This is a genomic window from Paracoccus sp. SM22M-07, from assembly GCF_001887735.1.
Lineage (GTDB): Bacteria > Pseudomonadota > Alphaproteobacteria > Rhodobacterales > Rhodobacteraceae > Paracoccus.
In genome coordinates, this window is sequence record NZ_JPKW01000004.1 from 75,718 (window position 1) to 99,989 (window position 24,272).

23 protein-coding genes are annotated in these 24,272 nt (G+C 65.3%); 8 read left to right on the forward strand and 15 right to left on the reverse strand.

What is annotated here, in order from left to right:
• Positions 1-24 precede the first annotated feature (24 nt).
• Both IE00_RS07270 and IE00_RS07275 read left to right on the forward strand, forming a co-directional pair.
• Positions 25-717, forward strand: a complete 693-nt coding sequence (locus tag IE00_RS07270) for a metal-dependent hydrolase (protein WP_072296842.1) — start codon at positions 25-27, stop codon at positions 715-717.
• Positions 714-2,516 carry an aminopeptidase P family protein gene (locus IE00_RS07275; protein ID WP_072296426.1) on the forward strand — a complete coding sequence of 601 codons (1,803 nt, stop codon included), beginning with the start codon at positions 714-716 and terminating at the stop codon, positions 2,514-2,516. Before IE00_RS07270 ends, IE00_RS07275 begins: the two co-directional genes overlap by 4 nt.
• A 61-nt stretch (positions 2,517-2,577) precedes the next feature.
• Here IE00_RS07275 and IE00_RS07280 read toward each other — a convergent pair whose 3' ends face one another.
• The 3 genes from IE00_RS07280 to gltX form a co-directional block, all read right to left on the reverse strand.
• Complete coding sequence (locus tag IE00_RS07280; RefSeq protein ID WP_072296427.1) at positions 2,578-3,243, reverse strand: SDR family oxidoreductase; 666 nt, start codon at positions 3,241-3,243, stop codon at positions 2,578-2,580.
• A 99-nt stretch (positions 3,244-3,342) separates the two neighbouring features.
• Positions 3,343-4,632, reverse strand: coding sequence for a citrate synthase (locus IE00_RS07285; protein ID WP_072296428.1), 1,290 nt, complete (start codon positions 4,630-4,632; stop codon positions 3,343-3,345).
• A 77-nt stretch (positions 4,633-4,709) separates the two neighbouring features.
• Positions 4,710-6,107, reverse strand: a complete 1,398-nt coding sequence (gene gltX / locus IE00_RS07290) for a glutamate--tRNA ligase (protein WP_072296429.1) — start codon at positions 6,105-6,107, stop codon at positions 4,710-4,712.
• Positions 6,108-6,225: 118 nt separating this feature from the next.
• Between gltX and IE00_RS07295 the strand changes: the two genes are divergently transcribed.
• Positions 6,226-8,358, forward strand: coding sequence for a ComEC/Rec2 family competence protein (locus tag IE00_RS07295; RefSeq protein ID WP_083554155.1), 2,133 nt, complete (start codon positions 6,226-6,228; stop codon positions 8,356-8,358).
• A gap of 75 nt (positions 8,359-8,433) precedes the next feature.
• Here the strand turns inward: IE00_RS07295 and IE00_RS07300 are convergent, their stop codons facing one another.
• Positions 8,434-9,795: an aminotransferase gene (locus tag IE00_RS07300; protein ID WP_072296430.1), complete on the reverse strand. Its 1,362-nt coding sequence runs from the start codon at positions 9,793-9,795 to the stop codon at positions 8,434-8,436.
• Between the two features lie 155 nt (positions 9,796-9,950).
• On the opposite strand from IE00_RS07300, the gene IE00_RS07305 reads away from it, so the two are divergent.
• Positions 9,951-11,285 carry an alpha/beta fold hydrolase gene (locus IE00_RS07305; protein WP_083554157.1) on the forward strand — a complete coding sequence of 445 codons (1,335 nt, stop codon included), beginning with the start codon at positions 9,951-9,953 and terminating at the stop codon, positions 11,283-11,285.
• Here the strand turns inward: IE00_RS07305 and IE00_RS07310 are convergent.
• Positions 11,270-11,617 carry a TfoX/Sxy family protein gene (locus IE00_RS07310; protein ID WP_072296431.1) on the reverse strand — a complete coding sequence of 116 codons (348 nt, stop codon included), beginning with the start codon at positions 11,615-11,617 and terminating at the stop codon, positions 11,270-11,272. The two genes, IE00_RS07305 and IE00_RS07310, sit on opposite strands and share 16 nt — an antisense overlap.
• Positions 11,618-11,679: 62 nt before the next feature.
• On the opposite strand from IE00_RS07310, the gene miaB reads away from it, so the two are divergent.
• Positions 11,680-13,017, forward strand: a complete 1,338-nt coding sequence (miaB, locus tag IE00_RS07315) for a tRNA (N6-isopentenyl adenosine(37)-C2)-methylthiotransferase MiaB (RefSeq protein WP_072296432.1) — start codon at positions 11,680-11,682, stop codon at positions 13,015-13,017.
• A gap of 57 nt (positions 13,018-13,074) precedes the next feature.
• Here the strand turns inward: miaB and queE are convergent, their stop codons facing one another.
• The 4 genes from queE to polA form a co-directional block, all read right to left on the reverse strand.
• A complete protein-coding gene (queE, locus tag IE00_RS07320; RefSeq protein ID WP_072296433.1) occupies positions 13,075-13,785 on the reverse strand; it encodes a 7-carboxy-7-deazaguanine synthase QueE in 711 nt (236 codons plus the stop codon).
• Positions 13,782-14,135 (reverse strand): 6-carboxytetrahydropterin synthase QueD, encoded by a 354-nt coding sequence (queD, locus tag IE00_RS07325; RefSeq protein ID WP_072296434.1) that lies wholly within the window; start codon positions 14,133-14,135, stop codon positions 13,782-13,784. Before queD ends, queE begins: the two co-directional genes overlap by 4 nt.
• Complete coding sequence (queC, locus tag IE00_RS07330; RefSeq protein ID WP_072296435.1) at positions 14,135-14,836, reverse strand: 7-cyano-7-deazaguanine synthase QueC; 702 nt, start codon at positions 14,834-14,836, stop codon at positions 14,135-14,137. Before queC ends, queD begins: the two co-directional genes overlap by 1 nt.
• 136 nt (positions 14,837-14,972) lie before the next feature.
• Complete coding sequence (gene polA / locus IE00_RS07335) at positions 14,973-17,771, reverse strand: DNA polymerase I (protein WP_072296436.1); 2,799 nt, start codon at positions 17,769-17,771, stop codon at positions 14,973-14,975.
• 78 nt (positions 17,772-17,849) lie between these two features.
• Between polA and IE00_RS07340 the strand changes: the two genes are divergently transcribed.
• On the forward strand, positions 17,850-18,026 hold the full coding sequence (locus IE00_RS07340; protein ID WP_072296437.1) for a DUF2256 domain-containing protein: 177 nt from the start codon (positions 17,850-17,852) through the stop codon (positions 18,024-18,026).
• Between the two features lie 61 nt (positions 18,027-18,087).
• On the opposite strand, the gene IE00_RS07345 is transcribed toward IE00_RS07340, so the two are convergent.
• Complete coding sequence (locus IE00_RS07345; protein ID WP_072296845.1) at positions 18,088-18,276, reverse strand: zinc-finger domain-containing protein; 189 nt, start codon at positions 18,274-18,276, stop codon at positions 18,088-18,090.
• A 160-nt stretch (positions 18,277-18,436) separates the two neighbouring features.
• Between IE00_RS07345 and IE00_RS07350 the strand changes: the two genes are divergently transcribed.
• Positions 18,437-19,363, forward strand: a complete 927-nt coding sequence (locus IE00_RS07350; RefSeq protein ID WP_072296438.1) for an ABC transporter ATP-binding protein — start codon at positions 18,437-18,439, stop codon at positions 19,361-19,363.
• Positions 19,364-19,384: 21 nt separating this feature from the next.
• Here the strand turns inward: IE00_RS07350 and IE00_RS07355 are convergent, their stop codons facing one another.
• A complete protein-coding gene (locus IE00_RS07355) occupies positions 19,385-19,765 on the reverse strand; it encodes an HIT domain-containing protein (protein ID WP_072296439.1) in 381 nt (126 codons plus the stop codon).
• Positions 19,766-19,777: 12 nt separating this feature from the next.
• A complete protein-coding gene (locus tag IE00_RS07360; protein ID WP_072296440.1) occupies positions 19,778-21,355 on the reverse strand; it encodes a DUF5928 domain-containing protein in 1,578 nt (525 codons plus the stop codon).
• Positions 21,356-21,524: 169 nt separating this feature from the next.
• Between IE00_RS07360 and IE00_RS07365 the strand changes: the two genes are divergently transcribed.
• Entirely contained in the window at positions 21,525-22,343 is an 819-nt protein-coding gene (locus tag IE00_RS07365) for a sulfotransferase family protein (protein ID WP_072296441.1), read from the forward strand.
• 59 nt (positions 22,344-22,402) lie between these two features.
• On the opposite strand, the gene dps is transcribed toward IE00_RS07365, so the two are convergent.
• From dps to fabG, 3 genes are all read right to left on the reverse strand, one after another.
• A complete protein-coding gene (gene dps / locus IE00_RS07370) occupies positions 22,403-22,876 on the reverse strand; it encodes a DNA starvation/stationary phase protection protein Dps (RefSeq protein WP_072296442.1) in 474 nt (157 codons plus the stop codon).
• A gap of 163 nt (positions 22,877-23,039) precedes the next feature.
• Complete coding sequence (locus IE00_RS07375; RefSeq protein ID WP_072296443.1) at positions 23,040-23,273, reverse strand: acyl carrier protein; 234 nt, start codon at positions 23,271-23,273, stop codon at positions 23,040-23,042.
• A gap of 172 nt (positions 23,274-23,445) precedes the next feature.
• Complete coding sequence (gene fabG, locus IE00_RS07380; RefSeq protein ID WP_072296444.1) at positions 23,446-24,183, reverse strand: 3-oxoacyl-ACP reductase FabG; 738 nt, start codon at positions 24,181-24,183, stop codon at positions 23,446-23,448.
• Positions 24,184-24,272: the final 89 nt, after the last annotated feature.

A 24,272-nucleotide genomic window follows, 5' to 3' on the forward strand; every position in this document is an offset into this window, starting at 1 on the left:
GACATTGCCATCAAGGAGCCCATGATGAAACTGACCTGGCTTGGACATTCCGGCTTTCGACTGGAAACCGGGGATGCCGTGATCCTGATCGACCCCTGGATGACCGGAAACCCCGCCTTTCCACAGGACCAGCGCGATCAGGCCATCCAAGGCGCGACCCATATCCTGCTGACCCACGGCCATGGCGATCACAGCGGCGACGCCCTGTCCCTGGCCCGCGAATTGCAGATCCCCGTCGTGGGCATCTTCGACCTGATCAGCTTTTGGGAATCGGATCACAAGATCGCAGGCATCGGCTTCAACAAGGGCGGCACCGTCGATCTGGCGGGCGTGCAGGTGACGATGGTCAATGCCTGCCACTCCAGCTCGCTCAGCGGTCCCGACGGCCCGATCTATGCCGGCGCCGAGGCCGGTTACATGATCGCCGCGGAAGGCCATGTCATCTATCTGTCGGGCGATACCGACATCATGGCCGACATGGACTGGATGGGCGACCTGCACAAACCCGATATCGGCATCCTTTGCGCGGGCGGCCATTTCACCATGGACATGAGCCGCGCCAGCTATGCCGCCAAGCGCTATTTCAACTTCAAGACGGTGATCCCCTGCCATTACAAGACCTTCGATGCGCTGGAACAGGATGCGTCGGTGATGGTGCAGGCCCTGCCCGGCGTGCAGGTGATCGAACCGCAGATCATGAAGGCCATCGACCTATGACCCCCTTCCAGACCTTCGACGACCCGGCCGGCGGCAATGACCACCCGCAGCGCCTGTCGGACCTGCGCGCGACCCTGCGCGACCACGACCTGGCGGGGTTCATCGTGCCGCGTGCCGATGCCCATCAGGGCGAATATGTCGCCGATGCCGATGCGCGCCTGGCCTGGCTGACAGGCTTCACCGGCAGCGCGGGATTTGCGATCGTCACCACGGATCAGGCAGGCGTCTTCATCGACGGCCGCTATCGCGTGCAGGTGCGCAGCCAGATCGACGCGGCCCATTTCACCCCGGTTCCCTGGCCCGAAACCCGCCCCTCCGACTGGCTGCGAGAGGCGCTGCCCAAGGGTGGGCGCGTGGGCTTCGACCCCTGGCTGCATACCCGCAAGGAAATCGAGGGGATGGAGCGCGCGCTGGAGGGCAGCAATATCGGCCTGATCGCCGTCGACGCCAATCCGGTCGACGCCATCTGGCCCGACCGCCCCGATGCCCCCGTGGGCCGGACCCGTGCCCACCCCGCCGAATGGGCCGGCGAAACGGCGCAGGACAAGCGTGCCCGCCTTGCCGCCGAACTCAAGGCCGAAGGTCAGGCCGCCGCCCTGCTGTCGCTGCCGGATTCGATTTCCTGGCTGCTGAACATCCGCGGCAGCGATGTCCCCAAGAACCCCATCGTGCAGTCCTTTGCGGTGCTGTCGGACAGCGGCGCGATGGCGCTCTTTGCCGACCCTGCCAAGTTCGACGACGACATGCGCGCCCATCTGGGCAACCAGGTCACCATCCTGCCGCCCGACGCCCTGTCGGCGGCGCTGACCGACCTGGAAGGCCCCGTCCGCCTTGATCCCGTCACCGCCCCCGAGGCCGCCTTCCGCATCCTGGAAGCCGCGGGCACGGATATCGCGCGCGGTTCGGACCCAGCCATCCTGCCCAAGGCCCGCAAGAACACGGCGGAACTTTTGGGCATGCGCAAGGCCCACCAACAGGACGGCATCGCCATGGTGCGCCTTCTGTCCTGGCTGGACCGCCAGGCCCCCGGCACGCTGACGGAAATCGACGTTGTCCGCCAGCTGGAGCAGTTCCGACGCGACCAGGGCATCCTCGACATCAGCTTCGACACCATCATGGGCGCGGGCCCGAACGGCGCCATCGTCCATTACCGCGTATCACAGGCATCCAACCGTCCCATCGCGGATGGCGACCTGCTGTTGATCGACAGCGGCGGGCAATATGACTGCGGCACCACCGACATCACGCGGACGGTGCCGATCGGCACCATTGACCGCGATGCCGTCGCGCCCTTCACGGCGGTGCTGCGCGGGATGATCGCGCTCAGCCGCGCGCGCTTTCCCAAGGGCGTCACGGGGGGTCACCTGGATGCGCTGGCGCGACAATTTCTGTGGGCCCAGGGGCTGGACTTCGATCACGGCACCGGTCACGGCGTCGGCGCGGCGCTTTGCGTCCACGAAGGCCCGATCCGCGTCAGCCGCGCCAGCGACATCGCGCTAGAGGCGGGGATGATCCTGTCGAACGAACCGGGCTATTACCGCGAAGGAGCCTTCGGCATTCGCCTGGAAAACCTGATCGCCATCCAACCGGTCGAGGCCGAGCCGGGACGCCAGATGCTGGGCTTCGACACGCTGACGCTCTGCCCCATCGACCAGCGGTTGATCGATGTCGCGGCACTGTCGGGCGATGAACGGGATTGGCTGGACGGCTATCACGCGCAGGTCCGCGACGCCCTGTCCGACGCGCTGGACGAAACCGACCGGGCTTGGCTGGAACAGGCGACGCGCCCGTTGACCTAAGGGCGCGACGCCCGGGGGGTGCGGGGGCAGGCAGCCCCCCGCCTCGCCGCGGGACGCAAGGTTACAGCGCGTTCAGGATGCGCAGGGCCTCGGATTTGCAGGAAGCCAGCTTGTCGCGCTCCTCACCCGGGAAAAAGCGGGCGCGGACGGCGGTCGGCATGGGCGCGGGGCTGTCGATGACCACGCGCGGGCCCATGCGGGCGGTTTCGGCCTGCCAAGTCCGCGCCAGCGCGATCTGCGCCGCCTTGGTGGCCCCATAGGCGCCAAAGAATTTCTGCCCGCCGCGCGGATCGTCGAAGAACAGCGACGTGCCGCCGTTGCGACGCAGCAGAGGTTCCAACAGGGCGATCAACCCGCGCGTCACCTCGACATTGATCAGCATCGATTTCGACCAGTCGCGCCCCTCGATATGGGGGGCGGGCGACATCGGCGCCGCATGGACCGCGCAATGGGCCCACAAGTCCAGCCCGCCCCAACGGCTTTCGATGGCCTGCGCCATCTGCTGCATCGCGGCGGCCTCGCCCACATCCATCGGGGCCAGGGTCGCCTGCCCGCCCGCCGACCGGACGCGGTCGTCCAGTTCCTCCAGGCCGCCCACCGTCCGGGCCACCGCCAGCACGTGGTATCCTCGCGCCGCCAGTTCCTCGGCCAAGGCCGCCCCCAGACCCCGCGAGGCCCCCGTCACCAACGCCAGCTTGGGCGCTTTCGCCTGATCATGTTCACTCATGCCCGATCCATTGCCATCGCCGCGCCCGTCACGCAAGCCCTTCGTTGCCGCATGAAAAAGGGGCCCGCGAACGGGGCCCCTTCCTGCATTCAACCGATCTCAGCGCTTCGAGAAATCGACGTAATCGCGCTTTTCCGAACCGACATACAGCTGGCGCGGGCGGCCGATCTTGTTCTGCGGATCGCCGATCATCTCTTTCCACTGGGCGATCCAGCCGACCGTGCGCGACAGCGCGAAGATCGGCGTGAACATCGACGTGGGGAAGCCCATCGCCTCCAGGATGATGCCCGAATAGAAATCGACGTTGGGATAGAGCTTCTTCGAGACGAAATACTCGTCCTCCAGCGCGATGCGCTCCAGCTCCTTGGCGACCTGCAGGGTGGGGTTGTTGCCCACGCCCAGCAGATCCAGAACCTCGTCGGCCGATTCCTTCATGACCTTCGCGCGCGGGTCGAAGTTCTTGTAGACGCGGTGACCAAAGCCCATCAGGCGGAACGGGTCGTCCTTGTCCTTGGCGCGGGCGATGAATTCGGGGATGCGGTCGACGGTGCCGATCTCGCGCAGCATTTCCAGGCAGGCCTGGTTGGCGCCGCCATGGGCCGGACCCCACAGGCAGGCGATGCCCGCCGCGATGCAGGCAAACGGGTTCGCGCCCGACGACCCGGCCAGACGCACCGTCGAGGTCGAGGCGTTCTGTTCGTGATCGGCATGCAGCGTGAAGATGCGGTCCATCGCGCGTGCCAGGGCGGGATCGACATTGTATTTCTCGGCCGGGACCGAGAAGCACATGTTGAGGAAGTTGGACGCGTAATCCAATTCGTTGTTGGGATACACGAAGGGCTGACCGATCGAGTATTTATAGGCCATCGCGGCAATCGTCGGCAGCTTGGCGATCAGGCGGATCGAGGCGACCTCGCGCTGCCAGGGATCGCCGATATCGGTGCTGTCGTGGTAAAAGGCCGACATGGCCCCGACGACGCCGACCATCGTGGCCATCGGATGCGCATCGCGGCGGAACCCGCGGAAGAAGTTGTGCATCTGTTCATGCACCATCGTGTGACGCGTCACGCGGGTGCGGAAATCTTCCATCTGCTCGGTCGTGGGCAGTTCGCCATAGAGCAGCAGATAGCACACTTCCAGATAGTTCGACTGGCCGGCCAGCTGTTCGATGGGATAGCCGCGATACCACAGCTCTCCCTTGTCGCCATCGATGAAGGTGATGGTCGAATCGCAGCTGGCGGTCGAGGTGAAGCCGGGGTCATAGGTAAAGACGTCGGCCTGGCCGTACAGCTTGCGGATGTCCAGGACATCCGGCCCCTGCGTCGGGCTGAGGATCGGAAGTTCGTAATCCTTGTCGTTGATTCGCAGTGTGGCGCTCTTGTCTGCCATCCTGTACGTCCTTTCCGGCTAAGCCGCATGGCGCGTCATCAAAACGGACAGGCCATGCGGACAAGTGAAAGCAGGCTTCAGCCTGCCAAATCGGTCTGGTCCTGAAGCCGGGCCAGCGTTTCGTCGCGACCAAGCGCAGTCATCATGTCGAACACACTGGGGGTGGCGCTGGTCCCTGCCAAGGCAGCCCGCAAGGGGCCGGCGATCTTGCCCAGGCCCACGCCGTGTTGTTCCGCGACCTGCTTGGCGGCCTCCTCCAGCTCGTCTCGGGTCCAGCTACCATTCTGCACTGCGGCAGTCAATGATTTCAGCATACCACGGGATACCGAGTCCAGGTTCTTGGCCGCCTTATCGTCCACCTGAATGGGGCGTTCGACCAGCGCGAAACGGGCCTGGCTCAGCAATGCAGGCAGCGTTTTCGCCTTTTCCTTCAGGGCGGGCATGGCGGCCTCGATGCGCTGATGCTGCACCTGCGTCAGGGACTCGTTGTCCGATTCCCTAACGTAATCCTGCAACGCCTTCATGACATCGGCATCGGCCATCTGGCCGATGTGATGGCCGCTGACATGCTCCAGCTTCTTGAAATCCAACCGCGCGGGCGCACGGCCGATGCCCGTCAGGTCGAACCATTCGCGGGCCTGCGCATCGTCGAACAGCTCGTCGTCGCCATGGCTCCAGCCAAGGCGCGCCAGATAGTTGCGCATCGCCGCCGGCGGATAGCCAAGGGCCGCGAACTCATGCAGGCCAACCGCGCCGTGACGCTTGGACAGCTTCTTGCCGTCTTCGCCGTGGATCAGCGGGATATGGGCAAAGACAGGGCGGTCCCAGCCCATCGCGTCATAGATCTGGATCTGGCGCGCGGTGTTGGTCAGGTGATCGTCGCCCCGCACCACATGGGTCACGCCCATGTCGTGGTCATCCACCACCACGGCCAGCATATAGGTGGGCGTGCCGTCGCTGCGCAGCAGCACCATGTCGTCCAGCTGGTCGTTGGCCACGCGCACATCGCCCTGAACCTGGTCCGCGATGACGGTCTCGCCGTCGCGCGGGGCCTTCAGGCGGATCGCATAGGGCGCATCGGGCAGTTCCGTCGCGTCACGCCAGGGGCTGATGAAAGGCTGACGGGGGTTTTCCTCGCGCCAGGCGGCGATTTCCTCGGTGGTCGAGAAACATTTGTAGGCCGTGCCCGCCGCCAGCATCTGGTTGGCGACCTCGGCATGGCGGTCCTTGCGTTCGAACTGGCTGACGGGTTCGCCGTCCCAGTCAAGGCCCAGCCATTCCAGACCCTTCAGGATCGCGGCGGTGGCTTCGGGGGTCGACCGGACGCGGTCGGTATCCTCGATCCGCAGCAGGAACTTGCCGCCCCGGCCACGGGCGTAAAGCCAGTTGAACAGGGCCGTGCGCGCGCCCCCGACATGCAGGTACCCGGTGGGCGAAGGGGCGAAACGGGTGACGACAGAGGGGGTTTCGGACATGTGAGCCTTCGGAAAATATCGTGATGCGACACGGGCGATCGGGCGTTAACGCTTTGGTAACGGTCGCCATGCCATCCTTGCGCGCAATTGATAATCAACAGGCCGCGAAAGGACAAGGATGTTGCCCCAAACGGGCGCGGCCCCGGCGATGCGCCCGGCAGCCGCCATTCGTCCCCGCCCTGCCGCCGCCGCGCGCGCGGGTCTGTTCCCCTGGGTGCCTGTCCTACTGTCGATGGGGATCGCGCTATGGTTCTGGCGGCCTGCGCTGCTGGTCGCGTGGCAATGGTCCGCACTGGCCATGCTGGTGGCGGTGGCACTGGCGGTCGCATTGCGGGTGCATCGGAGCGCCGGCCGGGGACTGATCGGCTGGCAGGCCGCCGATGCCCTGCATCTGGCGGCATTGGCGGTGATGCTGGTGGGCCTGGGGACGGGGCTGGCGGCATTCCGCGCCGCCCAGGTGGCCGCCCCCGTGCTGGAATGGCGCTATTACGGCCCGATCGAAGGGCGCGTGACCGAGATCGACCGATCCTCGCGCGATCGGATGCGGGTCACGCTGGATCAGGTGCTGCTGCGCGATCTGGCGCCCGACCGCACGCCCGCCAAGGTGCGCCTGTCGCTGATGGACCCCGATGCCGACCTGCCCCCCCTGGGCCAGCGGGTCATGCTGACCGGGCATTTGGGTCCACCGTCACCGCCCGCGTCCCCCGGCAGCTTCGATTTCCGCACCTATGCCTGGTTTCAGGAACTGGGCGCGGTGGGTTATGCGCGCACGCCCATCATGTCGGTGGCCCTGCCCCAGGGCGGCCTCTGGTGGCTGCATCGCGCACGGCTGAAGGTCAGCGCCGCCATCCGCGACCGGATCGGCGGACAGGCGGGCGCGGTGGCGTCGGCGCTGATGACCGGGGACCGGTCGGGCATTTCCGAGGACACGAACGAGGTGATGCGGGCCTCGAACCTCTACCACATCATCTCGATCTCGGGGCTGCACATGGGGATGCTGGCGGGCTTCGTCTATTCGGGTCTGCGGTTGCTGACCGTGGCGGTGCAGGGTGCGGGGATCGGGCTGGGCCGGCCTTTGCACAAATGGGCGGCGGGCGGTGCGCTGGCGGCGGCGGCGGCCTATCTGTGGCTGTCGGGCGGGGGCGTGGCGACCGAACGCGCCTTCGTCATGGTCGCCGTCATGCTGGGCGCGATCCTGGCCGACCGACGGGCGATATCCTTCCGTTCGGTGGCGCTGGCGGGCACCGTCATCCTGATCCTCACCCCCGAAGCCGTCACCGGCGCGGGTTTCCAGATGAGCTTCGCGGCCACCATCGCGCTGATCATCAGCTATGGCCCCTGGTCGCGGATCGCACCGAATGTCCCCTGGTGGATCCGGCCCTTGGCGATGCTGATCGTGTCGTCGCTGGTGGCGGCGATGGCCACCTCGCCGATCGCTGCGGCGCATTTCAACCGGATGGCGCAATACGGGCTGTTGGCCAATCTGTTGGCCGTGCCGGTCATGGGCACGTTGGTCATGCCCGCAGGCGTCATCGGCGCGATTCTGGCGCTGGTCGGGGCCGAGGCGCCGGCGCTGTGGGTCATGGGGATCGGCACGCAATGGATGCTGCTGGTGGCGGAATACGTGGCGGGTCTGGGCGGCGCGGTCATGGCGGTGTCCAAACCCCCTGCCGCCGTCATCCCGATGATGGAATTCGGCGCCGTGCTGGCCATCCTGTGCTGGCGTGCCAAGGCGCAACGCAGCATGGCGCAGACCTGCGGGCTGGCCAGCGGGCTTGCCATGATGGTGGCGGCCGCGGCCATCTGGGCGACCGCCCATCGCCCCCTGATCCTGATCGCCCCCGAGGGCAAGGCCGTGGGCCTGATGACCGATCAGGGCCGCGCGATGTCCAAACCCAAGGGCGGGTCCTTCGTCACCTCGTCCTGGCTGCAGGAAGATGGCGACATGGCCGCGCAGGACATCTCGGCCGCCCGCCCCGCCTGGCAGGGGGACACCCGCGACCGGTGGGCGGATCTGCCGGACGGCTGGCAGCTGTGGCACCTGACCGGCAAGGGGTCGGGCGAACGCGCGGCCAAAGCGTGCCGGGCGAAACGCATCGTCGTGGCGGCGGAAAAGACGGGGCTGAAGACGCCCGACTGCCTGCTGTTCGATCCGGCCAGCCTGCGCCGCACGGGCGCCGTGGCGGTCGATTTCGGCAAGGACGGGCCGGTCTGGCATCAGGGCGACATGGCGCCCCTGCGGATCCCATGAAACCCGCCCCCATGGACGAACGCCCGGCCCTTTGACGGGCCGGGCGTCGCAATGTCAGGCCCGTCAAGGGAGGCGTCAGGCGACTTCGGCGAAGACCTTGCCCAAGGCCTTGTCCAGCTTTTCGAACATCTCGTCCATCTGCGCCTCGGTCATGATGAAGGGCGGGCAGAGGACGATGGACTGGCCCAGGGGACGGCAGATCAGGCCCATGTCGGTGCAGGTGTTGGCGATGCGCTCGCTGACCGAAAGCGACCCGTCGAAGGGGGTCTTGGTCGCCTTGTCCTTGACCGCCTCCAACGCCCACATGAAGCCGACGCCGCGATATTCGCCGATGTTGGGATTGGTCGCCAGCTGGCGCAGATTGTTCTCGAAGCGCGGCGCCAGGTTGCGGACGTTCTCGGCCAGACCCTCGTTCATCACCACGTCGATGGCCTTCAGCGCCACCGCGCAGCCCACCGGATGCCCCGAGGCGGTGAAGCCATGCGGGAATTCCTCGATCTTCTCGATCGCGGCCTGCAGGCGGTCGGCCAGTTCCGGCCCCAGGATCACCGCCCCCATCGGGAACAGCCCCGCCGTCAGGTTCTTGGAGCTGATGATCGCGTCGGGCATGAAATCATAGGTCTGCGCGCCCCAGGTGTTGCCCGTGCGCCCAAAGCCGGTGATCACCTCGTCCGAGATCATCGGGATGCCGTATTTCTTCAGGATCGGCATGACCGCCTGGAAATACCCCTTGGAGGGCGGGATGACGCCGCCCGCGCCCTGCACCGGTTCGGCAAAGAAGCCCGCGATGGTGTCGGCGCCTTCCTTCTGGATCGTTTCCTCCAGCTCGCGCGCCAGGCGGGCGGTGAACTGATCCTCGGTCTCGCCCTCGGCACCATAGCGCCAGAAATGCGGGCAGCCGACATGGATGAAGCCCGGCAACGGCAGGCCGAACACCTCGTTATAGGGCTTGCCGGTCATGCTGGCCGACACCGCCGTCACGCCGTGATAGGCGTTCCAGCGGGTGATGATCTTGCGCTTTTGCGGATTGCCTTCCGAGGCGTGCATGAACCACAGCATCTTGACCATGGTGTCGTTCGCTTCCGAACCCGAATTGGTATAGAAGACCTTGCCGCGCGAAAACGGCGACACCTCGACCAGCTTTTCCGACAGCATCACCGTCTGGTCGGACATCCGCCCGAAAAACGCGTGATAGCCCGGAAAGCGGTCGTACTGGTCCTTGGCGGCCTGGGCCAGACCCTTGTGGTCAAAGCCCGCGACCATGTTCCACAGGCCCGAATTGGCATCCAGGTAACGGTTGCCGTTCACGTCGACCACATAGGGGCCTTCGCCATGGGTCAGCACGACCGCGCCGCGCTTGTGCACGCTTGGCAGGTCGGTGAACCCGTAAAGGGAATATTCGTCGGCGCGTGCTTCCCAGCTTTGCGGTGTCGTCATGGTGATGCTCCTCAACCGGATCTTGAGGGCAGGCTATCCGCGCCGCAGCGCGCGTTCAATGGGGCCTTTCGGCATCGCCCCGATGACCGCCCGTCACGCTTGTCAGCTGCGCGAACCCCATGCACAGTCTGCACGAACCCCGAGGAGGACCCCGCATGAGACAGCTTATGATGGCCGCCGCCGCCGCGCTGGCCTGCGCCGCGCCGCTTGCCGCACAAGAGGCAGCCCAGGATGCCCAGCAGGAGGCACAGGTGAACCGCATCGACATGATCCGCCCCGACGCCCCGGAACTGGCCCCCTATGGCCCCTTCCCCGTCGGCGTGCGGGCGGCGGAATTCACCGACCCCGACCGCATCGACGTCAAGGCCGCCACCGCGACGGACACGCCCCCCCGGGGACCGCGCAGCCTGCAGGCCGAGATCTGGTATCCCGCCGCCCAGGGGACCGCGCCGGGCGTCGCCTACGACACCATGCTGCGCGACGGCGAAACGCAGATCCAGCTGCATGGCCGCGCCAGCCGCGACGCGACGCCTGCGGACGGGACCTTCCCCCTGCTGATCGTGTCCCACGGCTTTCCCGGCAACCGCTATCTGCTGAGCCACCTGGCCGAGAACATGGCATCCAAGGGCTATGTCGTGGTGGCCGCCGACCATCCCGAAAGCACCTATGACGACATGGGGCCCTTCACGTCGACCTTGGTGAACCGTGCGGTGGACCAGCGCTTTCTGCTGGACAGCATGGCGGCGCTGGAGGACGACCTGGGCGCCATCACGGATGCCGAGAAGACCGGTGTCGTCGGCTATTCCATGGGGGGCTATGGCGCGATGATCTTTGGGGGCGCGGGGCTTTCCGAAACCGCCGTCACGCGCGACCAGCCCGAACGCTTCGTGCCGCCGCAGACCCTGCTGGCCCGCCTGCAATCGGGCAGCGACGACCATGCCGAACTGGTCGATCCGCGCGTCAAGGCCGTCATCGCCATCGCCCCCTGGGGCCGCCAGTACGAATTCTGGGATGCCGAGGGGCTGGCAGGTTTCCAAAAGCCGCTGATGCTGGTCGCGGGCGGCGCCGACGACGTGTCGCAATATGACGCGATCCGCCAGATCTTCGACCAGACCACCGCCACCACGCGCCACCTGCTGACCTTCGATGACGCCAACCACAATGCCGCCGCCGCCATGCCCGCGCCGGTCGAAGCGTGGCAGCATTCCGACAGCCTGGGCCGTGCGCCCTTCGACCATTACGCCGATGCGGTCTGGGACACGGTGCGGATGAACAACATCCTGCAGCATTTCGCGACCGCCTATTTCGACCTGCACCTGAAGGGTGAGGAGGACAAGGCGCGCTTCCTGGACCTGACGCCCGCCTCGGACGACGGGGTCACGGCGCTGGATGATGCCGGCCAGCCGACCGCCGATCACAGCTATTGGGCGGGCTTCCCCGACCGCAGCGCCAAGGGCCTGCGCTTCGAGACCCTTCAGAAGGACGAATGACCGGTCCGGGGGCGGCGCAGGCCGATGGCATCCAGCTCGGCCTCGATGCCGGACAGCCTGCCGCCCCCGACATCGGCCACCAGCGCATCGAAACGCGCGCGCAGGGCGGTCTTTTCGTCGCCCTTGCAATCGTTCCACGGTCGCCCCTGCAGGGCCATGTGCAGCACATAGTAACCGATGAAATGCGGACGCTCGCCCATCCCCAGCATGGCGCGATAGGCCGCGTCCGCCCCCATCGCCCGCAATGTCGCGGCGTCCGGGATGCCCGCGGCGATCAGCGATGCCGCCGTCGCCGGACCGATATTCCTGATCGTGACCAGATCGCTGTCCATGCCCGTCTTCCCAATCGTCCCGCTTTCCTGTATCAGCGCGCGAACCCCAAGGACAGCGTGGCATGACCGATCAAGCCAGGACCGCCCCGGCGGCCAAGAAACTCTTCATCAAGACCTATGGCTGCCAGATGAACGTCTATGACAGCCAGCGCATGGCCGAGGCCATGGGCGCGGAAGGCTATGTCCTGACCGAGGACCAGGCCGATGCGGACATGGTCCTGCTGAACACCTGCCATATCCGCGAAAAGGCGGCGGAAAAGCTGTATTCGGATCTGGGCCGGCTGAAGCCGCTGAAGGCCGCGAAACCCGATCTGAAGATCGGCGTCGCAGGCTGCGTGGCCCAGGCCGAGGGTGCCGAGATCACCCGCCGCATGCCGCTGGTCGATCTGGTCGTGGGCCCGCAATCCTATCACCGCCTGCCCGCCATGACGCGGGGCGAGGGTCCGAACATCGACACGGATTTCCCGGCCGAGGACAAGTTCGACCACCTGCCCGAACGCATGGCCACCCGCCGCGCCCCCGCGGCCTTCCTGACCGTGCAAGAGGGCTGCGACAAGTTCTGCGCCTTCTGCGTGGTGCCCTATACCCGCGGGGCCGAGGTCAGCCGTCCCGTCGACCGCATCCTGTCCGAGGCGCGGAGCTTGGTCGCCCGCGGCGTGCGCGAACTGACGCTGCTGGGCCAGAACGTGAATGGCTGGCACGGGGTGGGGCCCGATGGCCGCGAATGGGGCTTTGGCCGCCTGATCCGCGCCATCGCCGAGATCGAGGGCCTGGACCGCATCCGCTATACCACCAGCCATCCCAACGACATGGCCGACGACCTGATCGCCGCCCATGGCGACGTGCCGCAGCTGATGCCCTATCTGCATCTGCCGGTCCAGTCGGGCAGCGACCGCATCCTGAAGGCGATGAACCGCAAGCATACGGCGGACCATTATCTGCGGCTGATCGACCGCATCCGTGCCGCCCGCCCCGACATCCTGCTGACCAGCGATTTCATCGTCGGCTTCCCGGGTGAAACCGACCAGGATCATGCCGACACGCTGCGCCTGGTCGAACAGGTGGGCTTCGGCACGGCCTTCAGCTTCAAGTATTCGCCCCGCCCCGGCACACCCGCCTATGACCGCCCCGAGGTCGAGGCCGCCGTGGCCGATGCCCGCCTGCAGGAATTGCAGGCCCTGCTGACGCGCCAACAACGCGCCGTCCAAGCGGAAATGGTGGGTCGCACCCTTGGCGTCCTCTTTGAAAAACAGGGCCGCGAGGCGGGCCAGATGATCGGCAAATCCGACTACCTGCATTCGGTCTTCGTCGACGCGCCGCAGGGCCAGATCGGCGACCTGGTGCAGGTGCGCATCATCGAAAGCGCCACGAATTCGCTGCGCGGCGAACTGGTCGGCTAAGGCGGTGGCAGCGGGGGGTCCGGGGGGCAGCAGGCCCCCCGGCGTCGCGGGACGCAATCACACCCCGCGCAGGTTTCCCCACAGCATCACGTGCAATTGCGGCAGGACGCGCGGCCGGAACCAGCGATCCGCCGTCACCTTGTCCACCAGCCACAGCAACCGGTCCGCCACATCCTGCGCCGCGACCGGCACATCGGGGTCGACCTCGGGGTTGCCGGGCTGCAGGTAAAGCGGCAGGTCGGGATGGCGGGCGGCGGCATCCTGCGCCCACAGATAGTCGCGGTCGTCAAAGATTACGATCTTGATCACCGTCTGTCCCGCCCCCCGGCCCGCCTGGACGCAAGCGTCGAAGGCATCCCAATCCACCACCTGATCGCTGGAGGGCGGCTTGGGGCTCAGCACCAGCATGTCCAGATCCGCAAACCAAGGCCGCGCGACCGAACCTTGGGTCTCGCAGGCAAAGCGGTATCCTTCGGCCTTGCCCATCGCGATCACCGGGGCGAAATCCTGGATGGCGGGGTTGCCCCCCGAAATCGACACCGTCAGCGGCACGCCCCCCGACAGATCGCGCACCTGTTGCCAGACCTGCGCGGGCTCCATCGGGGCCCATGTGTCGCGAAAGGCGCTGTCCACGGCATGCATCGAATCGCACCAGCTGCAGCGGTAATCGCAGCCGCCGGCGCGGATGAAGACGGTGGGTTCGCCGATCAGCGCGCCCTCGCCCTGGATGGTGGGGCCAAAGATCTCGGCGATGCGCAGGCGGGTCATGGGCGGTACTCGGCCCAGGTCTTGGGCGTCTCGCTGATCCTGACGGCGGTGGTTTCCGGCCAGCGGGCCTTGCACCAGTCGAAGAAATGTCGCGCCATGTTCTCGGCCGTCGAGGGACCGTCCAGCACGTCGTTCAGGTGGCGGTGATCGAAGGTCCCGTCGATATAATCCTTCAGCGGTTTCAATTCGTGGTAATCGCGCACGAAACCGTCCGCGTTCAGATCGGCGGATGCCAGTTCGACCACGACGATGTAATTATGCCCGTGCAGGCGGGCGCATTGATGGTCACCCGGCAGATGCGCCAGCTGATGCGAGGCGCTGAAGTGGAATTCCTTGCTGATCCTGTACATCACGCCCCCTCATGCGCGGCGATGGCTGCCTGCCAATAGTCGGGATCGGCGTAATCCGTGGGGTCTGCGACGCCCGCCAGATGGAAGGCCTCGCGCCGTTCGACGCAGGTGCCGCAGCGCCCGCAATGCCGATCGCCGCCCTTGTAGCAGGACCAGGTTTCCGCGAAGGGCGTGGCATGGCGCGCGCCTTCGGCCACGATATCGGCCTTGGTCGCATGAACGAAGGGCACATGCAGGCCGATATCGGCATAGCCGTCCAGCGCCGCCTTCTGCATCGCGCCGAAGGCATCGGTGAAGGCCGGGCGGCAGTCGGGATAGATGAAGTGATCGCCGCCATGCACCGCCGCCGCGACCGCATCGTCGCCATTGGCTGCCGCGATGCCGAAGGCGATGGTCAGCATGATCGAGTTGCGGTTCGGGACGACGGTGATGCGCATCGTCTCCTCGGCGTAATGGCCGTCGGGGACGTCGATGTCATCGGTCAGGGCCGATCCCGACAGCGCGGCACCCAGGCCCGACAGATCGACCAGGTGGAAGGGCATGCCAAGGCGCCGGGCGCAGGCGGCGGCAAAGTCCAGTTCCTTGCGGTGGCGCTGGCCGTAATCGAAACTGACGATGCGCGACAGGTGCCCCTGCCCGGCAAGGCTGTGCGCCAGCGAAACGGAATCGAGTCCGCCGGAGCAGACGAGAGCAGTCTTCATATCTGTAACCCTTGTTTTTGTGACCCGGGTAGGCTGCGACCGGGTGCGTGCGGGTTATCAGCCGGCGCGCCGAAAGTGAAGGGCGGGCAAGACCCCGCCCTTCATGGGTATTTGCACAAAGGAGATATGTGGCCGTTCAGTGCGCGTCGGCCCAGTTCATGCCCTGACCGGCTTCCACCGTCAGGGGGACCGACAGCTTGACGACCGGTTCGGCGGCGTTTTCCATGATGTCGCGGGCCGTCTTGATCAGGTCGTCGACGGCATCGTCGCGCACCTCGAAGACCAGTTCGTCATGAACCTGCAGCAGCATCCGCGCGGGCAGGTCCTTGATGGCGTCGGGCATGCGGATCATGGCGCGGCGGATGATGTCCGCGGCTGCCCCTTGGATCGGCGCGTTGATCGCCGCACGGCGTGCGCCGCCCGCCGCAGGGCCCGACTGGTTGATGCCCGGCGTGTTGATGCGGCGCCCGAACAGAGTCCGCACGAAGCCGTCCCGTTTCGCGTCGGCCACCGTCTTGTCCATATAGGCGCGGATTTCGGGGAAGCGTTCGAAATAGGTATCGATGAAGCTTTGCGCCTCGGCCCGCGGGATGCGCAGGTTGCGCGACAGCCCGAAGCCCGAGATGCCATAGATGACCCCGAAATTGATCGCCTTGGCCTGGCGGCGGATCATCGGGTCCATGCCCTCGACCGGGACGCCGAACATCTGGCTGGCGGTCATGGCGTGGATGTCGATATCGTCGCGGAAGGCCTGCTTCAGCGCCGGGATGTCGGCGACATGGGCCAGGATGCGCAGTTCGATCTGGCTGTAATCCAGGCTGACCAGCTTGTATCCTTCCGGGGCCACGAAGGCCTGACGGATGCGGCGGCCTTCCTCGGACCGGATCGGGATGTTCTGCAGGTTCGGCTCGCTGGAGGCCAGGCGCCCCGTCTGCGCGCCGGTGATGGAATAGCTGGTGTGCACCCGCCCCGTTTCGGGGTTCACATAGGTCTGCAGCGCGTCGGTATAGGTCGATTTCAGCTTGCTGATCTGGCGCCAATCCAGGACGCGCGCGGGCAGGTCGTGACCTTCGGCGGCCAGATCCTCCAGCACGTCGGCGCTGGTGGAGAAGGCGCCGGTCTTGCCCTGCTTGCCCCCCGCCAGGCCCATCGTCTCGAACAGGATCTGGCCCAGCTGCTTGGGGCTGCCGATGTTGAATTTTTCGCCTGCCAGCGCGTGGATCTCATCCTCCAGCTGGGCCATCTTCTGGGCGAAGGCGTTCGACATCTGGTTCAGGGTCGCCCCGTCGACGCGGATGCCAGCCATTTCCATATCGGCCAGCACCGGGATCATCGGGCGTTCCAGCGTCTGATAGGCGGTCATCACCTGCTGGTCGGGCAGCATCGGCAGGAAATGCTGATAAAGGCGCAGCGTAACATCCGCATCCTCGGCGGCATAGGGGGCGGCCTTGTCGATGGCGACCTGACCGAAATGGATCTGGCTTTTGCCCGACCCGATCAGCTCCTTGATGGGGATGCATTTGTGGCCCAGATAGCGTTCGGCCAATTCGTCCATGCCGTGATTATGCGTGCCGGCATTCAGCGCATAGGACATCAGCATCGTGTCGGCCAGGGGCGCCATCCGGATGCCCAGACGCGCCAGGATCTTCCAGTCGTATTTCAGGTTCTGCCCGATCTTGAGGACCCCCGCATCCTCCAGCACGGGCTTCAGCGCCGCCAGCACGGCCTGCATGTCCAGCTGGCCATCGACCCGCGCGGATTTGCCGAACAGGTCGTCGCCCCCCGCCACATGGCCCAACGGGACATAGCAGGCCCTGCCCGGTGCCACGGCCAGAGAGATGCCGACCAGATCGGCGCGCATCTCGTCCAGGCCGGTCGTTTCGGTATCGATGGCCACCTGCCCCGCTTCGCGGATGGCGGCGATCCAGGCATCCAGCGCCTCCATGTCGGTCACCGTTTCATAGGCGGCGGTGTCGATGGCGGGCTGTTCGGGCGCGGCCGGCGCATCGGCCACGGGCGGGGCGGTGATGACGGGGGCTTCGGCGCCCAGCTTTTCGGCGATGCGGGCCGACAGGGTCCGCATCTCCATCGTGGCCAGAAAGTCCAGCAGGGTCTGCGGCTCGGGGTCGCGCACCTCCAGGCTGTCCAGCGTGAAATCCAGCGGCGTGTCGCAGTCCAGCGCCACCAGGCGGCGGCTGATGCGGATCTGGTCGGCATGATCGATCAGCGTCTGGCGGCGCTTGGGCTGCTTGATCTCGGACGCGCGTTCCAGAAGCGTGTCCAGATCGCCGTATTCGTTGATCAGCAGGGCGGCGGTCTTGATGCCGATGCCGGGCGCGCCGGGGACGTTGTCGACCGCATCGCCCGCCAGCGCCTGCACGTCGATGACCCGGTCGGGACCGACGCCGAACTTTTCCATCACCTCATCGGGGCCGATCAGCTTGTTCTTGATCGGGTCCAGCATGTCGACGCCGTTGCCGACCAGCTGCATCAGGTCCTTGTCGCTGCTGATGATGGTGACGCTGCCGCCCGCGTCGCGCGCCTTGCAGGACAGGGCGGCGATGATGTCATCGGCCTCATAGCCTTCGGTCTCGATGCAGGCGATGTTGAAGGCGCGGGTCGCGTCGCGGGTCAGCGGGAATTGCGGGCGCAGATCCTCGGGCGGTTCGGGGCGGTTGGCCTTGTAATCGGGGAAGATCTCGTTGCGGAATGTCTTGGACGAATGGTCAAAGATCACCGCCGCATGGGTGGGTGCGCTGCTGCCGTCCTCGTTCTGGACATAGCGCCACAGCATGTTGCAGAACCCCGCGACGGCGCCCATCGGCAGGCCGTCTGATTTCCGCGTCAGCGGCGGCAGCGCGTGATAGGCGCGGAAGATGAAGGCCGATCCGTCGATCAGATGCAGGTGGCAGCCCTTGCCGAATGCGTCGCTCATGCTCAACTTCCCCTGTGATCAGAGATGCCTTCTGCCACGCCCGCGCCGAAATCTCCAGACACCGATGGAAAGACGACGATGCCCAAGATGCGCCGCAAGGCCGACCTGCCTCACAAGACCTGCGCCGCCTGCGGCCTGCCCTTCGCCTGGCGCAAGAAATGGGCGCGGGACTGGGATCAGGTCAGATATTGCTCCGACCGCTGCCGGAACGCCGCGCGCGGGCCTGGAAAGGGTGGCGACGCCACCCGGCCTTGACGGCCCCCTCGATGGGGGCTGGCAAGGCCTGCCGGGCCGGGACGGATCGGTGGTCGGCGGATCAGTGGTCGTCGTGGGCGTGCGCGCGGTCGATGACAAAGCGCTTGTCGCAATATCCGCAATCGACATAGCCCGCCTCGGGGGCGATGGCCAGCCAGACGCGCGGATGGCCCAGACCCGCCGCATCGTCGCCGTCGCAGCTGACGCGCCACTTGGTGACGACTTCGGTCACGGGCGCGGGCAGGTTCATCGCCTCGGGACCGGTTTCGGTCGACAGGGGCGTTTCGGGCGTGACGTGATGAAGATCGGACTGGGTCATGGGCTGGCCTTCTTGTGGCGGCGGGCTGCATCTGGTCTAACCCCAATAGCGCAGCGCCGCCTGCCTTCGCAAGCACTGCAAGGATTGTCCCATGCCCGATGCACTTCAGATCACCGGTCTTCGCAAGACCTATGCCGCCCAAGGCAACGCCCCCGCCAAACACGCTCTGAAGGGGGTGGACCTGATCATCAGGGCTGGCAGCATCTTCGGCCTTCTGGGTCCGAACGGCGCGGGCAAATCCACCATGATCAACATCCTTGCAGGGCTGGTGAACAAGACCGCGGGACAGGTGGTCATCTGGGGTTTCGACCAGGACGTGAACCCGCGCCAGTCGCGCGCGGCCATCGGGGTCATGCCCCAGGAACTGAACATGGACCCGTTCTTCACCCCCCGCGCCAGCCTGGAGGTGCAGGCGGGCCTCTACGGCGTTCCGAAATCCGAACGCTGGACGGACGAGCTGCTGGCGCTGGTGGGGCTGACGGATCAGGCCAATGCCTATGCCCGCAACTTGTCGGGCGGCATGAAGCGGCGGCTGCTTCTGGCCAAGGCGCTGGTTCACCGCCCCCAGATCCTGGTGCTGGACGAACCGACCGCGGGCGTCGACATCACCCTGCGCGAGATGCTGTGGGCCAATGTCCGCAAGCTGAACGAACAGGGCATGACCATCATCCTGACCACCCATTACCTGGAAGAGGCCGAACAGATGTGCGACGAGATCGCCATCATCAACCACGGCGAACTGGTGGTGCGTCAGAACACCCGCGACTTGCTGTCGCGCACCGACGGCAAGACGCTGGTGCTGGACACGGGCGGGCCCGTCACCCTGCCCCCCCTGCCCGAGGGCGTGCGCCACGAACGCCGCACCGATGGCAGGCTGGCCCTGACTTATCCGCCCTCGCGACTGCGGGCCGATCAGGTCCTGGACGCGCTGCGGGGCGCGGGCATCCCCATCCTGGATGTGGCGACCGAACAGCCCGACCTGGAAGACGTCTTCGTGGAACTGACGCGCGACAAGTGACCCTGCCGCGCGACAGGCTGATCAGTCGCGCAGGCTGACCATCGGCCCCATCATCCGACCGCCCATGATGTGCAGGTGGAAATGCGGCACCTCCTGCACGCCGTGCTCGCCGGCATTGGTGATGGCGCGGAAACCCTTGCCCGCCTCCAGGCCCACGCCCTCGGACGCCACGACCTGCGCACAAAGCCGCATGAAGCCCGCGATCTCCGCGTCCGACGCATTGGCCGAAAAATCGTCGAAGCTGACATAGGACCCCTTCGGGATCACCAGCACATGGGTCGGCGTCTTGGGCGAGATGTCGCGGAAGGCCAACGCGTGATCGTTTTCCGCGACCGTGTCGTTCGGGATCTCTCCGCGCAGGATCTTGGCGAAGATGTTGCTGTCGTCATAGGCAAAGCCCATCGTGAAACCTTTCTAGTCGTCAAAAAGATGCGGTGTTTCGGCCAGGATACGCGCGCTGTCGGCCGGGATCTTGAAGAAACCGGCCAAGGCCTCGGCGTTCTTCGCCGGCCCCGCCGTCTCCGAGATGATGGAAAGATGAGTGAATCCCGCCTCCTTCAGCCGCTCGGCCTCGTGCTGCAGATCGCGCCGCACGATGGGCAGCAGGCTCTCGATCTGCGCCTGCGGGGCATCGTCGGCCACCAGCCCCACGCGGCCCATATGCCCGCGCACGTAATCGTCGTCGAACCTGCAGTCGATGAACAGGATGCGCACCTCGGACCGGTCATTGTCGAAATCCGTGATCAGCGACAGGGCCGATGGGTCCACGCAAAAGGCCAGCCTCTCGGCGCCGAACTGGTCGAACAGCAGCTTGACCAGCGCGCGGCGGTGGCGCTGGCGCTTGCCAAGCGAGGATTCGACGCCGCCCATCTCGGGCAGGTGGGCCTCCTCCTCGTTGAACAGGTAATCGACCGCGGGAATGTCGGTATGCCGCCGCGCCGCGGCGGTCAGCCGCTTGGCCACATGCCATTTCTTGGCCACGATGATATGGGCGACGCGGTCATTGCCCAGACTGCCATCCGTTTCCCAGAACCGCGGCGCAAAGCGGCGACCGATCCGGCCCCGCCCGGTCAGAAAGCTGAACAATCGCCGCCCTTCGGCCGCGATGGGAAAATTCTGGCCGGTGGTCTGCCACAAGGCACCCAGCCTTGCCCGCAGCTCCAGCGCCTCGGGGCTGATCTTGCGGGCAAAGAGGTAATCCTGACGCAGCAACAGGTCATAGTGGTCGTTGTAGAAGGTCACCGGCATCCCGTAATCGGTGAAGATCAGGAAGGTCAGCGTCCGCGTGCGGATCTGGGTCTTGGGCACCACATGGGCCACAAGCGTCTGGAAAAAGGTTTCATCGGGGATCCAGGTGGTGCTGAAGAAGCGCACGATCTCGGGGCGGCGGCGGATCAGCTCCAGGATCGCCTCGATGGTCTGGCGCCGCAGGCACCACCATTGCGACCCGATCATCACCTGGATGTCCTTGGGCACCGCGCGCGTCAGATCGAACCGCTTCTGCAGGTCATAGCTGGTGTAGAACAGCCATTTCTGGGTGCGTTCGTTGAACCAGTGCCGATAGATCAGGCGCTCTTCCTTGAAACCCGTCTTGATCCAGTCGCTCTCGAAGAAATCGAAGCTTTCGATATAGTCGCATTCCTCGTCGTCCAGGAAATTGCGCGCGAATTCGCCCGACTTGATGGGCATGCAATCGCCCGACAGCATGTAGAAATGGGTCGCTTGGGGAAAGGCGGCCTCGGCGGCGCGCAACGCCTCGAGGGTGGCTGCCACCAGCGACCATTCCCCCCAACCGCATTTCAGCCGCTTTTGCGCGAATGCAACGCCCGGATGATCGCCAAGCGCCTGCTTGATCTGCTGGAACATCCCGGCGGGCGCGCGCTTGTCGAAATGGATCGAAACGTAATCGCCCGTCGCCGTCAGGCGCCGCGCCTGATCGATCACACCCTGTGGATCCTTGTGGGTCAGCAGAATGAAGGCAATACGCGCCATGTTTCGAAGACTTCCCCCGCAATGATTACACTCGAACGGACGTAAGACGTTGAAAATCTCTGTCGGTTTTGTTCTGAATGTGTAACCATTTTTATCGTTGGGACAAGCAGCATGGCCGTTGGGCCCCCGTTCACCGGGTCAGATGCTCGCAATTCGGAGAAGTATTTTCATGGGTTTTCCCGGCGTCTGGATGACGGAAAGTGAAAGCATGGTCTATCGGGTCGTGCCGAAATGCGCCTGCTCGACCATCGGCCAGATCATGTACCATTCCGATCACGGGCGGTTCTTTGACGGTGACATCCACGATTCAACCGAAGGCCTGCATAAATGGGCCCAGGATTACAGCCACGAACCGATCGAACGGGCCGTCCGCGCCCATGAGGCCGTCGCCTTCACCTGCGTCAGGAACCCTTATGCCCGTTTGCTGTCGTCGTTTTTCGACAAGATTGCCGGCATCCAGCGCAATGGCCGCCGTTACCGCGGCAATCTGGTGCCGCAGCTGACCCAACGCTATGGCATCGATGTCGGCAGCCCCGAAAACGGGTTCGATTTCGACCAAGTCGCCAGCTTCCGCCGTTTCCTGCTGTTCGCGCGTGACACCATCCGGTTCCGCAAGCCGATGGAACCCGACATCCACTGGTCGGCCATGTCCGGGCATATCTCGACCTTCATCGTGAACGGCGGACGCTATGACCAGATCTTCCATACCGAAACCTTCAACGAAGGCATGCAGAAGGTTCTGGATGCCGCCGATACCAAGGTCGGGATCGATCTGGGCCAGGTGCCGCGCTTCAACGAATCCGAAGGCCACGGCCCCAAGCGTGCCCATAAGGTCAGCGACTATTTCGACGACCTGTCGCGCCACCTGATCTGGGAAATCTACAAGGACGATTTCCAGCTGTTCAAATACGACTTCGACGATCCGGACAACAAGTTCCCCGTGGGCGAGGTCGACATCGCCGAAGTTCACGCCAAGCTGGGTCGCTGACGCCCATGACAGAAAAAGGGCGCCATCTGGGCGCCCTTTCCTTCGGTCCGACGGGTCCGTTATTCCAGGTGGCTTTCCAGGAACCACAGATCCTTGTCGGCTGTCCGCGACGCGGCGGTGAAGATGTCGGCGGTATCGGCCTCACCGGCTTCGTCGGTGATGTCGATGGCCTTGCGCAGGTTTTCACCATGATCGCGCAGACGGTCGCACAGTTCCTTCAGGTGGTCGTTCACCTTGGTCACGTCGGTGGGATAGGGCTTCAGCGTCGATTCCTTGGCCACATTTTCGGCCGTGCCGATGGCGACGCCATCCAGGATCTGGATGCGTTCGGCAAAGGTGTCCAGATGTTCGTTCAGGCGGGCATTCACCCCGTCGACAAATTCATGAACCGCGATGAAGTTGATGCCCTTCATGTTCCAATGCGCCTGCTTGATGGCCATCGACAGCGCAAGGCCATCTGCCAGCCGGGCATTGAGTTCCGAGATCGCGGTCTTGCGGGCGTTATCGGTCAGCCCCTTCAACTTCACAGCCATGATCAGCTCCTTTGTCGTCATTCGGGCCTACAACCCGAACCGCCGCACGCCGGTTCCGTCCATGTCCTTGGGATGAAGGAACGGGGAATGAAGAAACGGCGCCCCCCTTGCGGGAAGCGCCGTCATGAGTGTCGCCCGTGACCGGGCAACCGAAAGCGTCGGATCAGACCGCGCCTTTGATGAAGCTCACGGCGTCGCCAACCGTCTGGATGGTTTCGGCGGCGTCATCGGGGATCTCGATCCCGAACTCTTCCTCGAAGGCCATAACCAGCTCGACGGTGTCGAGGCTGTCGGCACCCAGATCGTCGATGAACGAAGCGGATTCGACCACCTTGTCTTCGTCAACGCCCAGGTGCTCGACTACGATCTTCTTCACGCGATCAGCGATATCGCTCATGTCATATCCTCATTCTCGCGGGCATCCGCCCATTTTTTGCACGGGCAAGCGGCCCGATTCAGCACAGGGCGGTTCCCCTGCTGCTAAAGCCGGGGATATAGCACCCATGAACCTTCATGCAACCGCTTTCGCAACAGATCCCGCGTGACGTTGCATGCAGGACCCAAGCCCGTCAGATCATCGCCATGCCGCCGTTCACATGCAGGGTCGTGCCGGTGACGTAACCCGCCTGGGGGCTGGCCAGATAGAGGACCGCCGCGCCGATATCGTCGGGGCTGCCCATCTGTCCGGCGGGGATCTGGGTCAGGATCTTGGCCTTCTGGTCATCGGTCAGCTTGTCGGTCATCGGCGTGGCGATGAAACCGGGCGCCACGCAGTTCACGGTGATCCCGCGGCTTGCGACCTCATAGGCCAGCGATTTCGACATACCGACCAGCCCCGCCTTGGCGGCGGCATAGTTGCCCTGCCCCGGATTGCCCGTCGACCCCACGACCGAGGTGATGTTGACGATCCGCCCCCAGCGCGCCTTCATCATGCCGCGCAGAACGCTGCGCGACAGCTTGAAGACGCTGGTCAGGTTCACGTCCATCACCTGCGCCCATTCGTCGTCCGACATGCGCATGAACAGGTTGTCGCGCGTGATGCCCGCGTTGTTCACCAGCACATCGATGCCGCCCATCGCCTCGGCCGCGGCCTTGGGCAGCGCCGCCACCGATTCGGGATCGCCCAGGTTCGCCAGAACCACATGCGCGCGGTCGCCCAGGCTGTCGGCCAGTTCGCGCAAGGGGGCCTCGCGCGTGCCGGACAGGGCGACTGTCGCACCTGCCCCATGCAGCGCCGTGGCGATCGCGCCGCCGATGCCGCCCGAAGCGCCGGTCACCAGCGCCGTCTTACCCGTCAGATCGAACATGTTCGCCTCATCATTCGTGCTTTATGTGTCGCGCGCACCGGGGCCAGCCCCGGCCCGCCTCAGTCTTTCAGCGCCGCGATATCGGCGGG